The sequence below is a fragment of the Thomasclavelia sp. genome (assembly GCF_047249845.1).
Taxonomy (GTDB): domain Bacteria; phylum Bacillota_I; class Bacilli_A; order Erysipelotrichales; family Coprobacillaceae; genus Thomasclavelia.
Genome location: NZ_JBKTWO010000003.1, coordinates 5,145 through 20,333, shown reverse-complemented (window position 1 = coordinate 20,333; position 15,189 = coordinate 5,145). Strand labels below are relative to the sequence as shown.

At 29.4% G+C, this 15,189-nt stretch carries 13 protein-coding genes; all 13 read left to right on the top strand.

Annotation, left to right across the window (positions count from 1 at the left end; genetic code table 11):
• The first annotated feature begins 36 nt into the window (after positions 1–36).
• A complete protein-coding gene (locus tag ACLR9T_RS01125) occupies positions 37–1,050 on the top strand; it encodes an NAD(P)H-dependent glycerol-3-phosphate dehydrogenase (protein WP_413107691.1) in 1,014 nt (337 codons plus the stop codon).
• Positions 1,051–1,080: 30 nt separating this feature from the next.
• Positions 1,081–1,323, top strand: coding sequence for a stage VI sporulation protein F (locus tag ACLR9T_RS01120; protein ID WP_003534537.1), 243 nt, complete (start codon positions 1,081–1,083; stop codon positions 1,321–1,323).
• Positions 1,324–1,416: 93 nt separating this feature from the next.
• Positions 1,417–1,929: a YceD family protein gene (locus ACLR9T_RS01115; protein ID WP_003534536.1), complete on the top strand. Its 513-nt coding sequence runs from the start codon at positions 1,417–1,419 to the stop codon at positions 1,927–1,929.
• A 16-nt stretch (positions 1,930–1,945) separates the two neighbouring features.
• A complete protein-coding gene (gene rpmF / locus ACLR9T_RS01110) occupies positions 1,946–2,113 on the top strand; it encodes a 50S ribosomal protein L32 (RefSeq protein WP_003534533.1) in 168 nt (55 codons plus the stop codon).
• Positions 2,114–2,301: 188 nt separating this feature from the next.
• Positions 2,302–2,733: a division/cell wall cluster transcriptional repressor MraZ gene (gene mraZ, locus ACLR9T_RS01105; protein ID WP_413107690.1), complete on the top strand. Its 432-nt coding sequence runs from the start codon at positions 2,302–2,304 to the stop codon at positions 2,731–2,733.
• 9 nt (positions 2,734–2,742) lie between these two features.
• Positions 2,743–3,672 carry a 16S rRNA (cytosine(1402)-N(4))-methyltransferase RsmH gene (rsmH, locus tag ACLR9T_RS01100; protein WP_413107689.1) on the top strand — a complete coding sequence of 310 codons (930 nt, stop codon included), beginning with the start codon at positions 2,743–2,745 and terminating at the stop codon, positions 3,670–3,672.
• A gap of 3 nt (positions 3,673–3,675) precedes the next feature.
• Positions 3,676–3,975, top strand: coding sequence for a hypothetical protein (locus ACLR9T_RS01095; RefSeq protein ID WP_413107688.1), 300 nt, complete (start codon positions 3,676–3,678; stop codon positions 3,973–3,975).
• A 2-nt stretch (positions 3,976–3,977) separates the two neighbouring features.
• The gene (locus tag ACLR9T_RS01090; RefSeq protein WP_413107687.1) at positions 3,978–6,119 is read left to right on the top strand and encodes a penicillin-binding protein; all 2,142 of its coding nucleotides are present in this window, start codon (positions 3,978–3,980) and stop codon (positions 6,117–6,119) included.
• Positions 6,120–6,163: 44 nt separating this feature from the next.
• Entirely contained in the window at positions 6,164–8,065 is a 1,902-nt protein-coding gene (locus ACLR9T_RS01085) for a penicillin-binding transpeptidase domain-containing protein (RefSeq protein ID WP_413107686.1), read from the top strand.
• 1,717 nt (positions 8,066–9,782) lie between these two features.
• The gene (locus ACLR9T_RS01080) at positions 9,783–10,343 is read left to right on the top strand and encodes a TetR/AcrR family transcriptional regulator (protein ID WP_413107685.1); all 561 of its coding nucleotides are present in this window, start codon (positions 9,783–9,785) and stop codon (positions 10,341–10,343) included.
• 487 nt (positions 10,344–10,830) lie between these two features.
• Complete coding sequence (locus ACLR9T_RS01075; RefSeq protein ID WP_413107684.1) at positions 10,831–11,067, top strand: hypothetical protein; 237 nt, start codon at positions 10,831–10,833, stop codon at positions 11,065–11,067.
• A gap of 6 nt (positions 11,068–11,073) precedes the next feature.
• The gene (locus ACLR9T_RS01070; RefSeq protein WP_413107683.1) at positions 11,074–11,241 is read left to right on the top strand and encodes a hypothetical protein; all 168 of its coding nucleotides are present in this window, start codon (positions 11,074–11,076) and stop codon (positions 11,239–11,241) included.
• A gap of 667 nt (positions 11,242–11,908) precedes the next feature.
• The coding region (locus ACLR9T_RS01065) for a LamG-like jellyroll fold domain-containing protein (protein ID WP_413107682.1) at positions 11,909–15,189 on the top strand (3,281 nt) is incomplete at its 3' end.

Here is a 15,189-nt window from a genome sequence, read left to right as displayed (position 1 = left end):
TATAATATACATACAATGATATAAGGATGTGTAATTATGAGTAAAATTGCGGTTTTAGGAACTGGTAGCTGGGCTACTGCTTTAAGTAGAGTTTTGATTGATAATCAAAATCAAATTATGATGTATGGGATTGATCAAAATCAAATTGATGATATTAATATAAATCATCAAAATAATGCTTTTTTTAAAAATATAATTTTAGAAAATGAGATTAAAGCTACTAATAATTTAGAAGAGGCACTAAGGGATATAGATTATTTATTGATTACTATCCCAACTCAGTTTGTTAAAGAAACATTATTACAGGTAAAACCATTTATTAATAAAAAAATAACTGTTATCAATGCTGCGAAAGGTTTTGATTTAGGTACAAATATGCGGATGTCTGATACTATTCGCAGTGTTTTAGATGAAAACTTGATTAATCCTGTTGTTTCATTAATTGGTCCCAGTCATGCTGAAGAGGTTGTAGTTAGAATGTTGACGACAGTTTGTGCAGTATCTTTAGATGAAAATGCTGCTCATGATGTTCAAAAATTATTCTCTAATGATTATTTTAGAGTTTATCGTTTGACTGATGAAATAGGTGCTGAATATGGGGTTGCAATTAAAAATGTAATTGCAGTCGCGGCTGGAGTGCTATGTGGTTTAGGATATGGTGATAATACGAAAGCTGCTTTAATAACACGTGGGTTAGCTGAAATGGTACGTTATGGAATGAAAAAAGGTGGCAAATTAGAAACATATATGGGATTAACTGGAGTAGGGGATTTAATTGTAACTTGTTCATCAGTTCATTCGCGAAATTTTCAAGCGGGGCTTGAAATAGGAAAGACTAATGATGCTAGAACGTTTATGAAAAATAATAAGAAAACGTGTGAAGGTATTAGAACCTGTCGGGTTATTTATGAAGATGCTAAAAAGTATGATGATATTGAATTACCGATTATAAATGCAATATATAATGTTTTGTATAATAACCATGAACCTAAACGTGAGATTCAACAGTTAATGAAAAGAGAATTAAAAATTGAAGGGGAACGTTATTAGAATATTTTCATATTATATAGTGGTGATAATATGAAAGATGAAGATGTTTTATTAGATAAGGTTGTAAAGAAAACTAATGTTAATAAAGGAGAAATATTAAAATTAGCTAATGATTTACAGTCTAAAGATTTAAATAATGAAAATGATATTAAGGATTTTATTATGAGTGTGGCTAAGGTGACTAATAAACCAATCACTCCTAGCAAGGTTGATAAATTAGTTTCGATGATTAAATCAAATAAAATTCCTAAAGATATCGACAAGATGGTCTAAGACAATATAGTAAAATAAACGATAAAAACAAGTATTTTTTAGGTTGACTTATGGTATTATTTTATATATAATTGTCATTGCGGTTATAGAAGGGTGATTATTTTGAAATACAATTTACAATGGATTGTTAAGCATCGTGGAAAATTTGATTTTGAAGAGGGACTAACTTTTCCTTCGGAGTTATTTGACCAGTATGCTCAAATTAATGACTTGAAGGACATTATTGTCTCAGGAACCGGAGATCTTGATTTGAAAGATAAACGTTTATATGTTGATCTTAATATTAAAGGAACTATGATTCTTCCTTGTGCTATTACACTTGAAGATGTTGAGTATCCTTTTGAAATTAATTCAACTGAAGTGTTTGCTTTTGAAAAACCTGATCCACTTGAAGATGTTCATGAAGTAAAAAAAGATATTGTTGATCTTACCCCAGTGGTATTTGAAAACATTATGCTGGAAGTACCGATGAGGGTCGTCAAAGATGATGCTAATATTAAATCTAAAGGAAAAGGTTGGAGAATATTAGATAACAGTACTAGTGATAAAGATGATGATTATATCGATCCTAGGTTAGCTAAATTAAAAGATTATTTTAAAGATTAAATAGGAGGTTATACTGATGGCAGTACCATTTAGAAGAGTTTCAAGTACAAGAAGAAATAAGAGAAGAACTCATGATAAGCTTACAGCACCAGCTGTAGTTGTATGTCCAGAATGTGGTGAATACAAAATGTCTCATAAAGTTTGTAAACATTGCGGTACTTACAAGGGACAAAAAGTTTTATAAGAAATGGCGCTTTAAGCGCTTTTTTTATAGCCAATTAACGTTATTTTGCGTTAATTGGCTCTTTTTTTGTTTAAATGTCAAAAATGCCTTATTTAAAGAAAAAGCTATACAAAACGATTTAGAAAGTATATAATGGTGGTACGAAGTGTTAATTTGTGATACTAAGTGTTAAAAAGTGGGTGATGCAAATGTTCATGGGTGAATTTAGACATAATATCGACGCCAAAGGGCGTCTTATTATTCCCTCAAAATTAAGGGAGCAGTGTGGCGAGAGTGTAGTCATTACTCGTGGTTTTGATGGTTGTCTAGCATTATATACCCAAGAAGGCTGGAGTGATTATTATCAAAAACTCCAAACATTGCCAAAAACAAAGAAAGATGCTCGTAACTTTGTTAGAATTATCACTTCAAGAGCTAGTGAATGTGAATTTGATAAATTAGGAAGAGTTAATATTCCTAATGTTTTAAGATTAGAAAGTAAATTAGAAAAAGAATGTATCATAGTAGGGGTTGGAGATCATGTTGAAATTTGGAATCAAATTTTATGGGAAGAATACTATGATGCTAATAAAGATAATTTTGATGAAATTTCTGAATCATTAGATGGATTTGATTTATAGGAGAAGATAATGTTTGATCATGTAACAGTATTATTAAATGAAGCAGTAGATGGTTTAAATATAAAAGAAGATGGTATTTATGTTGATTGTACATTAGGTGGTGCAGGTCATAGTTGTGCTATTTTAAAACGTCTTACAACTGGACATTTGTATTGTTTTGATCAAGATCAAAGTGCCATTGAAGCAGCAAAAGATCGTTTAAGTCAAATAAGTGACAATTTTACGATAATTTATTCTAACTTTGTTAATATCAAAGAAAAATTAAAAGAATTAGGAATAGAAAAAGTGGATGGGATATTATTTGATTTAGGTGTATCTTCACCACAGTTCGATACTGGAAGTCGCGGTTTTAGTTATAATTATGATGCTAGATTAGATATGCGGATGGACACAAGCAGTCAATTAGATGCATATAAAATTGTTAATACATGGTCATATGAAAAATTAGTTGAAATACTGTATAAATATGCAGATGAAAAGTTTGCTAAAAGAATTGCTCGTAAAATTGAACAAACAAGAACAAATCAGCCAATTGAAACAACATTTGAATTGGTAGAGGTTATTAAAGAAGCAATACCAGCTGCAGCACGTAGAAAAGGTGGTCATCCAGCCAAAAGAACTTTTCAGGCTCTAAGAATAGCAGTAAATGATGAATTGAATGTATTTGATCGAGCTTTAAAAGATTCATTAGAACTATTAAATGATGGTGGCAGAATATCGGTGATTACTTTTCATAGTTTAGAAGATAAGATATGTAAATATACTTTCAACGATGTAACAAAATTAAAAGATGTCCCACCAGGATTGCCAGTTATTCCGGATTATTTATTACCTAAATATAGATTAGTGAATAAAAAAGCAATCGTTGCTTCTAAAGAGGAGTTAGAGGCGAATCATCGGGCACATTCAGCGAAATTAAGAATAATTGAGAGGGTGTAATATATGAGACATAGAGTTAAGAAAACAAAATTTGAGGCTTTTTCACAAAGATTTTTGATTATTTCTATGGTTGTTTTTATTTTTGGAATCACTTATGTAAGATCTTTAGAATCCTCTTGTAATCAAGAAGCACAACAAATAGAAAAAGATATTAAAGTACTAAGAGATGAGATAGATAGTCTTGAGATGCAAAAACAAGAGTTAGCTTCTTTTTCACGGCTTAATAATGTAGCTGGTGAAAAAGGATATACATATAGTAATGAATCTGTAGCTTCCTCTAATCCTACAGAGGGAGCACAATAACAATGAGTCAATTTAAAGGTGCAAAGATAGCGTATGTTGTCTTTGCATTAGTTATTTTTTCTTTGGTTGCAAATATAGTTTATTTGGGTGTTACAGGTAAACATATAATTAGTAATGGAGATATAAAGGCGTTTGCAAAAAGTAGAGGTAAAGTGGAAACGGTTGAATATGCAACAAGAGGAGAAATATATACAAGTGATAATGAGATAGTTGCTTCAAATGTACAAAAATTTAAGTTGATTGCAATTGTTTCTGATAAAAGGCCTGGTTATGGCAATAAAAAGGCTCATGTAGTTGATGTAACTGAAACGGCTAATAAAATAGCTCCGATTCTTGGTATGGATCCTGTATCTATGGCTCAAAAAATGCAAGAAGCAATCGATGCGGGTAAATATCAGGTAGAGTTTGGGACTCATGGTAATAATTTAAGTGCTAACCAAAAAAAGGAAATAGAACAAACTGGCTTGACAGGTTTAGAATTTGAAGAAGCAAATTCTCGTAATTATCCTTTAGGTGATTTTTGCAGTTATATTATTGGATATGCTAAAAGTATGGAAAAAAATGGTGTAAAAGGTCTTGTTGGAGAAATGGGATTAGAAGCTATTTATGACAAAACATTAGCTGGTAAAAATGGCTATAAAGTATATCAAAAAGATGCTAAAAATTATATTTTACCTAATGGGATCTTAAAACAAAAAGATGCTGTTGATGGTCAAGATATATATTTGACTTTAAATAGCTCATTACAACGTGATTTAGATCATCTATTATCAAAAGAAGCTAGTGAAGCAAGAGCAAATAAAGCTTCTGCAGTAATTATGGAAGCTAAAACGGGTAAAATATTAGCAGTATCAAATTATCCGTCATTTAATCCTAATGATCGTAATATTAATGATTATAAAAATTTCTTTTTTGATACTGCATATGAATGTGGGTCAGTATTTAAATCATTTGTTTATGCCAGCTCAATTGAAAGTGGATTATATAATGGCAGTGCTTTGTATGAATCTGGTAAATATGATTATGGTGGCAGTCGACCAATTCGTGATCATAATAATGGAGCCGGTTGGGGAAGTATTTCTTATGATGAAGGATTTTATCGTTCTAGTAATGTTGCTATTTGTAATTTGTTAGAAAAAGGGTATACAAATCGTGATGAGCTAATTGAAACATATGAGAGGCTAGGCTTTTTTCAATCTAGCAATATTGATGGATTTGATTCGGCTTCTGGTATAGCATTATATAAAACAGATAAGAGTAGAGCAGCATATTTAACAACAGGTTTTGGACAAGGTTCGACAGTAACGATGGTGCAGTTATTAAGAGCATATAGTGTTTTTGCAAATGATGGTAAGATGGTTGAACCGTATTTAGTTGATCGAATTGTTAATAAAGAAAACAATGAGGTTACATATAGTGGAAAAACAAAATATTCTGAAAAGATTTTTTCATCATCAACAGTATCAAGAATTCGCGATTTATTAAAAGGTGTTGTAAATGAAAGTATGGGAACAGCTAAAAAATTTGCACTTGATAATGGAGTCCAAATAATTGGGAAAACTGGTACCGGACAGATGGTTGGAGAGAATGGAACTTATTCAAGTACTGATTATACAAAATCATTTGCAGGTATGGCACCATACGATGATCCTCAAATCGTTACTATGGTAGTATTCCAAGGACCAGATAATGAAACAACTGATCATCAGGCTAATATTATTAAAAATATTGTTCCTTCTGCATTGTCTGTAATATCTTCTTATAATGCTTCTAACAATGAAATTCCTACGGAAGAATATAAGCTGGATTCTTATATAAATCAAAGTGTAAATTTTGTAAAAGCAAAATTAGAATCTAAAACTTTAAATGTACAGATAATTGGTAATGGTTCAACAGTTATTGAACAATTTCCAGAAGCAAAATCAAAAGTAACTAAAAATGACCGAGTTTTTATTAAAACAGAGTCATTGGATATCACTTTGCCTAACTTTTATGGATGGTCACGTAAAGATGTATTAACATATGGGTCATTATCTGGATTAAACATTACTATTGATGGTGGTAATGGACTGGTTGCTAACCAAAGTTTGCCAGAAGGAAGTATTTTGCATAGTGGTGATGCTTTAACTATTACATTACAGTAAGGTCTAATAACCTTACTTTTTTCATATATTGTATGGGTGATAAGATGATATATGAGATAACTAAACATAAAATAAAATGGGTTAAAATTATTACAGTTCTGATTGTTATTGCAATAATATTAAAGATTGGCTATATTCAAATCATTGATCGTGTTAATATCTATAATAAAGCAGTTGATTTATGGCAGCGTAGTTTCCCGGTTGAAGCAAATCGTGGGTTAATTTTAGATAGTGATAATAATGTACTAGCAACTAATTTAACTACAGCATCTTTGGTTGTTGTACCTAGCCAAATCAAAGATATTGAAATGACAGCGGAAAAATTAGCAGAAATATTAAATGTTGATATAAAAGTTATGCAAGAAAAGTTAAGTAAAAAAGTATCTATTCAAAGAATTCAACCTGAAGGACGCCAACTTGATGATGAAGTTGCTGCAAAAATTGATCGTTTAAAATTACCAGGTGTTTATCTAATAAAAGATACTAAAAGATATTATCCTAAAGATAACTATTTAGGACAGACATTAGGTTTTGTTGGAATTGATAATCAAGGTTTATTAGGATTAGAATTAAAATATGATAATTACTTAAATGGTAATAATGGTAGTATAGATTATTTTATGGATGCTAAAAGTAATCCTTTAACATTGTATCCTAGTGTTTATAGTGCACCAACAACAGGATTTGATCTTCAACTAACAATTGATGGTGATGTTCAAGATATTATCGAACGTGAATTAAACAATGCGTATGATACTTATAATCCAGATGGAATATGGGCTCTTGCAATGGAGCCAAGTACTGGAAAAGTATTAGGAATGGCTTGTAAACCGGATTTTAATCCTAACGATTATAAAAGTGCAGATAAAGATGTTTATAACCAAAATATTCCAATTTGGAAAACATATGAGCCAGGATCGACTTTTAAGATTATTACTTTTTCATCAGCATTAAATGAAAATCTTTTTGATATGGATAAAGATACGTATTTTGATAAAGGTTATGAAATCGTTGGTGGTGCTAGAATTAAATCATGGAAAAAAGGTGGACATGGTTTACAGACATTTAGAGAGGTTTTACAGAATTCTTCTAACCCTGGATTTGTTGAAATTGGACGAAGACTTGGTAAGGATAAATTGTATGAATATGTAAAAAAGTTTGGTCTGACAGAAAAAACAGGAATTGATTTACCAGGTGAATCAAAAGGAATCATGTTTGATTACGATGTATTTAACGAGTTAGAGCAAGCTACTGTTGCTTTTGGTCAAGGAATTTCAGTAACACCAATGCAATTAGTTAGAGCTATATGTGCCTGCGTAAATGGAGGAACATTATATAAACCTTACTTAGTGGATAAAATAATTGATAATTACAGTGATGATATTATCTATGAAAAAAAGCCTGAAGCTTTAAGGCAGGTAATAAGTGAAGATACTTCAAAAAAAGTACGAGATGCTTTAGAGACTGTAGTAACTGATGGAGGAGGGAAAAATGCCTATATTGATGGATATCGAATTGGTGGAAAGACTGGGACTGCTCAAAAAGCAGTGAATGGAAGTTATGTAGATGGTGGTTATATTTTGTCATTTGTGGGAATTGCTCCAATTGATGATCCTAAAATCGTTTTATATGTGGCAATGGATAATCCTAAAAACTGTGTTCAATATGGAGGAACTACTGTGGCACCAATTGCTAGAAAAATGCTGGTAGATATTTTACCAAGTATGGGTGTCAAAAAAGTAGCTTCACAAAGACAAAAGGCTTATACATTTATGGATACTAAGAGTGTTAAAATAGAAAATTATATTGGTAAAAGTAAAAAAGAGATTAGTAATCCTGAGTTAAAATTTAAATTTATTGGTGAAGGAGATAAAGTTATTGATCAATTACCACGAGTTGGTGAGTATGTAGAAGCGGGTTCTACAGTTGTTATTATGTTAGGTTGATAAATACAAATTTGATTTTTTATATAGTTTATAATATAAATTGTTTTTAGTAGTTAGCTTTCAAAAATAGCAATAGTTATTAAAAATAAGAAAAAGGTGTTTATTTGAATTGATTATTAAAGTACTTTTTAATTTGTGATTCTGTTAATAAATAATTAGTAATTCGTGAATTTGTTTTGTGATGATATTTATATATTTATTTTCGGTGTTTATAGCTTTAAACTCTTTAAAATATTTGTTCCTCAATATTTTAAATTGTAATATCCTTTCAAGAAGAATTGTCAGATAATATAATAGAAAATATTCTTTTATCGTGTTTTCTGTTTTTATAAATACTGGTTTTGCATCTAAATTTGATTTGAAGATTTTAAATGTTTCTTCTATTTGCTATAAATTATGATATGTAATAAAATTAAGCTTCTAAAAAAGAGATTAAAAATTTAAAAAAGGTAAAATATAATACCTTGATAAAGTTAAATTCATCAAGTATCTATAATAATAGAAAAGGTTTAAATTATGTCATAGAAAAAAAACAGGAGATAATAATAGAATAAATGTTTAATAATTAAAAAGAATTGATACAATTTAATTTTGTATGTAAAAACGACATTAAATATAGAGAAAAGTATGAAAAAGTAAATAAGCTATCTTCTGTAAACATTGATGATAGTTATTGGATTATTACCAATACCACTAATTAATGATAGTGCACAAGAATCATAACTAATTATTAATGACTCTGAAACTAGTCAAGAATTACATTAATTAAGTTTATAAGGAAATTGGGGAACAGGTAAGAGGTATTCTAATCATTTTTATGGTAGATAAGAACATTGATTTGTAGAGGTTTTTCAAATAGTGATAAACAACTATGCACACGCAGGTGATTTTTTGAAATTACTTTTATTGGTTCTAAAGTAGAAGAAACAGTTGATAGAACTGTAACTGATGGACATGTTGATCAACAATTGATTTATGAATCTGAGGAATTACTAGATGGTCAACATACAATAAAAGTTATGTTACCAGAAGATACTGGTGAAGCAACTTAGATAGATTTTGTAAAAGTTTATCATGGATCAATTGCACTTACAGAAACTTCATTAAGTGAAACAGATATTTGTTTAGAAAGTGGTATATCTAAACAAATCAGTGCAGAAGTATTATCAGGTGTTGCAACTAATAAAGATATAGTTTGGCAAAGTGCTGATGAAAATATTGCAATTTTAGTTGAAAATGAAGCTATTAATATTATTAAAACTATAGAAGTAACTACTACTGTATAATATTAAAGATACTGATACTAATGCTACTGTTGATGCAAGAGTAGTATTTGAAGTAGAAAATATGTCAAAGTTTGTAAGAGATGTTAATGTTAAGAAGATTACAGTGATTCAAATACAACTCGAGGAGAAATAAATAATGCAAAAGATGTCTTTGCAAAAGTTCTAGCAAGATTACAAATAGTAGAGATACAACTACAAGTGTAAAAACTAGAGACAATAGTTTAGTTAAAATGTTTGCGAGACTAGGATTATTAAGTGTAGCTGGAAATATAGTATTGAGAAGAAAAGAAAATTTACTATTAAAAATTAATAAATATATATAACGCTATAACTTTCAATGAAATTATGGCGTTATTATTGTTACTATTTTAGTAATTCTAAGGTATTATTAAAATAGTAACAATAGCATATAATAGAAAGGACGACAAATCATGAGTAATAAGGATATATTGTTAAAAAATACCAAAAATTTAATTTGTACATATGGATTTGATAAAGTAACAGTAAAAATGATTTGTGAAAAATCAAGTATATCAAGGAAAGCGTTTTATAGTTTTTATCATGATAAATATGAAATTTTAGAAGAAATATTAATTAGAGATTTTGTGGACGAAATAAATGATTTATTTAGTAAATTTGGAAGAATTGAATTAAATCGTTCAATTATTTTAGAGGCACTATATCAGAGAATATATGATAATGGTGAATTTTATCGTAAAATGATAAATACAGACAATAAATATATCTTAGAAAAATATTTATTTAAATATATGATAGAGCTAATGAAGAAAATATTAACAGGAGCAAAAATAGAAGATAAAGAAAAGGAGTATGCAATTTATTTTTATGCATCTGCACAAGTAACATTAATAAGAAAATGGATTTTAGATAATTATGAAATTTCTCCTAAACAATTAGCAACATATTATAAAAAATGGGCAGTGAAAGCAATGTGTGATTGTTATTTGCCTAGGGAGATATTTTGTATATAAAATAATGAAAAGAGTAACGCTTTTTTTAAAAGTGTTACCTTTTTAGTTACATTAATGAAATTTTGAGAATTTAAACAAATATTTTGCAATGATATAATATATTTAAATATTTGTTGAAAGTTAAGGGTTAACTATAAGAAGAAAACATGATGTTTTTATTCTTTTGGTTATAAATTTTATAAGTGATTATGTAAACAAAAATTAATGAAAAGGAGTGAGATATAAAATTAAAATAATTTGAAAGATAAAAGTATATGATTATTTAATTTATTTTAGGAATACGGAGAAAGGAGAAATATGTACTATTTAGTTTATAATTATTTAAATAAATCTAGTTATTACTAATAAAAAGATGTTAAAAAATATTTAAAAATCATACTGTTTTAGGTTTGATTTTCAGGGTTTGTATCACAGATAAATAAGGTATTAGCAGTAATTGAAAAAGCTAATTTATCATCTGAAAGCTCTAAAAAGAGTTATTTAGAAGTTGATAGGATATTTGTATAGTATATCAAAAACTATTGAGACAACAATTAAGTTTGATCAGCTTAATAATATTAGAAAAGTAATCATGGGTAATTATGCTAATATAAAAAATTATTTTTCTTTAGAAGTTATTGACAATAATCAACTTAGATATATTGAATTTACATATGAATATGGTAATCATGTTATTTTGATAGATTATAAATTGAATCCAACAAGAACTTTTGATGGTAACTAGCATAGTATGTCAATTGTACGTGATGTAGAGAATAATAAATTATTATTTTATCTTGAGGGTTTATTAGAGGAAACATTAACTTTAATTGGAAAAAGAATAGTGTTATTGAAGGATAATGTTAAATTAGATGAAATTAATTATTTTGGAACTGATTTAAGAAAAACTTATTTTTAAATGAAGATATTATTGAAGTAAGATTTTAAAATATTTCAAGGAATGCAGATGAAAAAGCTACTCAGGCAACAGTTAATACATCATTTTTTATTTAACGAAAGGTATTCAAATGGAGACTTTGCTGTGGATTTGAGCTTTCTTCTTACCGTAATAAAAGGAAAGAAATTAATACGTTGTACCACAATGAGGGCAAACAGTCTACTTGGCAAGATATTTTCTGTCTTTGTATCTAAAGATCAGCTTTAAAGGTTTGTTATGTTTAAGTTTGTAGTTTGTTTAAGCTTCAATAAAAGTGATAGGAGGATGTTCAGGCTTAACAACGGTAAGAGGATAAATCTTAAAGCGACGATAAAGTTGACTTTGAGAAGAATTGATAAAATTTTTAGGTAAAGATTTAATAAGAAAACATTCAAATATATATATGTTTGATAACAGGTGATATAATCTTGACCATGGTAATATGTCCTTTCTATTGTGGTTTAGTTACTTACAATTATAAGGGGAATTACTTTTTTTGTATAAATTTACAGGTCAGGTTATATATCAATTTTTAGGGGGATTGATAAAAGGATAGATAAACCAAGGTAGGATAAGGGTTTCCGGTTAAATTATTATTAAAATAATTAACTGTTTTTGATACTACCTAGTCGAAAAAGGGGAAGAAAATATGAAATCTAAAATTATTACAGTTATTTTAAGTATATTAATGATTTGCGGTTATGTTCCTGTATCTGCTGTAACTCAAGAACGAGAATTTACAAGTTTGAATTTTAATAGCAGTGAAGAACAGTTTGTTTCAATGGAAGATAATTTAGATTATATTCCAAATACAATCGAAGTATGGTTGAAATTAAATAATAATCAAAATAAACGTCAAATTATTTTTGGGAATTATCGCGATACTACACATCCAGGTTTTTCAATTGAGATAACCGCAGATAACCAATTACGTTATTTTGAGCAAGTAATTGAAAATGGTAAAAAGATAGAATTTGATATTCGGACAACTGATTTTTCATGCGATAATCAGTGGACTCATATTTCAGTGGTTAGAGATTCGGATAATAGAACTATCAGTCTTTTGGTTAATGGTGTGATACGTATTAGTAAGAGTTATAATAGTGTGAAGGAAGCCCCTGTTTTATCTAATGCACATTTTGTAGGGACTGATTATAGAAAAAAATATTTCTTTGATGGTGAAGTTCATTCGATCAGTTTATGGAATCAGACAAAAACTCCTGAAGAAATTAGAGCAGATATGGATACAAAACTTACAGAAACAGAAGATGGTTTATATCATGCATGGAATTTTGATGATGTAAGTATAAATGTAAATGGATTGGTATATGATTTAGTTAATGAAAATAAAATTAATGGGACTGTTTCAGGATATAAAATTTTAGCATTAGAAATTCAAAAATTAAAAGAAACAATAAAGGAATATGAACAATTAATAAAAAATTCAAATTTAACTCAAGAAAAGAAAGACGCATTTATTAAGGTAATTGAAGAAGTAAAAGTAAGATTAGAAACTGCGACTGATTTACAGGACGTAGATGAAATAAATGAAAAATTACAAAAAGCATATAGTGATTTTGGAAAACCAGAAGGTGGTAAATTAGAATTTGTTGTGGTAACTGATACTCATGTACAGTCTAGTGCGAGCAGTGAGAGTGCTCGTATTTATGATGATGGGTTAAATGATATCGTTACAACTATGCCAAATGCTAAAGCAGTTGTTAACTGTGGTGATTTTACAAGTGATGGTGCAGACAGTGAGTTTGCAAGCTATTATAATATTATTGATAAATATGATGAAAATTTACAGTTTGTCAATGCATTAGGAAATCATGATGTACGCTGGACATCTCAAGGATGGGATGGTGTGTATGATCGTTACATGTCATATAATCAAAAATATATGGGTGATACCAATAAAGTATATTATGATACATGGATTGGTGAAGGTGAAGATAAATATCATTTTGTTGTTATAAATACAGAATGGGATATTAAGGACAGTTCATATATTTCAAATGAGCAGATAAAATGGCTAGATAAAACAATGGCAGAAGGTGCTAAAGATGATAAACCAATTTTTGTAGTACTTCATGAACCATTACGTAATACGATTGCTAGTACTGACAGTTACAATGGTTCATCAGATTTCCCATTAGATGCTGGGCCACAGGATTACGCAATAAAAGAAGTATTAAGAAAATACCCACAGTCAGTCATCTTGACAGGACATGTACACCCTGCGGTTGGTTCAAATGAAATTATTGAAACAGATTATGGCACATTAGTAAATATTCCTTCATATTTACGTGCAGATTCAATCGGATATTATGTAAGTGTATATGATGGAAAGGTTCAGTTAAGCATGTATGATTTTGAACATGATAACTGGTTACCAAAATATCATTATACAATTGATTTAACAGATGAGCTGCCAGCAGGGAAAGTATTAGATGTAACATTTGATGATAAAACAGCAAATGATGTTTCAGGAAATGGAAATCATGGAACGGTAGTAGGAAATGTAGAATTTGTTGATGGAGTAAAAGGAAAAGCTGTGCATATTAAAAATGATGAAGATGCACTAAAGGCTTCACAATATATAGATTTCGGTAAAGTAGAAGATTTGCGTTTTGGCAAAGATGATTTTACAATTATGTTTTGGTATAAAGGAACAAAAGAAATGGATACTGAAGGAGCGATCATTTCAAATAAAAACTGGGATTCTGGAGGAAACCCTGGATTTGCAGTTGGAACATTTACAGATCCAAGACCAGGAATTGGATTAAACTTTACAACACCGGGAGCATCAAGAGGAGATACAGGGCGTTATGAAAGTGGAATAGACGGTAAATGGCATCATGTAGCAGCAACGTTTGACCGAGATGGAATGATGACACTGTATATAGATGGAAAAGCAGAGGGAAATTATGATATTTCTGGGCAAACAGGAGCGAGTATTGATGTAGATACATTATCACTTGTTCTAGGAGCAGATGGAAATAAACAGTATCCAATCAATGATGGATATATAGATGAATTAAAGATTTATAAAAAAGTAATTGAGGCATATGAATTAGAATCAGTGGTATCACCATATAAAGTAGAAGCTGGGGAAAATATGGCGACAGTAACATGGGAAGCGTTAGAAGATAAATTCACACCAGCATATATATTATTCAATGGAGAAAAATTATTGATTCCTTCAGATGCTACAAACTATGAAATCACAGGATTAACTCCAAATACAAAATATGCTATTGAAGTTATCACACGTGATAAAAAATATACACGTAATTTAGTATTTGGACATGAATTAGAATTTAAAACTGAGAATTCAATAAAAGTTGATTTTGAAGTATTAAAGGATTTAATTGCAAAAGCAGAAGATGTTGATAAAACTCAATATACACCATCTAGTATAGCTGATTTGGAAATTGTGTTAGTTGAAGCGAGAGCACTTCTTGATGATGAAAATATTACTCAAGAAGAAGTAGATGCAGCTTTAATAAAATTACAAACTGCTATAGATAGTTTAGTGTTAGCAGATAAGATTGAAACTAATAAAAAAGCATTACAAATTGCAATCGAAATGGCTAAAAAAGTAGGTTTAGAAAATGTAGTACCAGCTGTAGTAAATGAATTTAAAGCAGCATTAGAAAATGCTAAAACTGTATATGATAATGCAAAAGCAAGTCAAGAAGAAGTAGATAAAGCATTTGATAGACTAGCTAGTGTAATGCAGATGTTAGAATTCTATAAAGGTGATAAAACAGCTTTACAAAAACAGATGGATCAAATAGCAGGATTAAATGCAAATGATTATACAGAAGCTACGTGGAATGCAATGCAGGCAGTATTACCAAGAGTAAATGAAGTACTAGGTAATGTAAATGCAATGCAAGGTGAAGTAGATGAAGTATATACAGA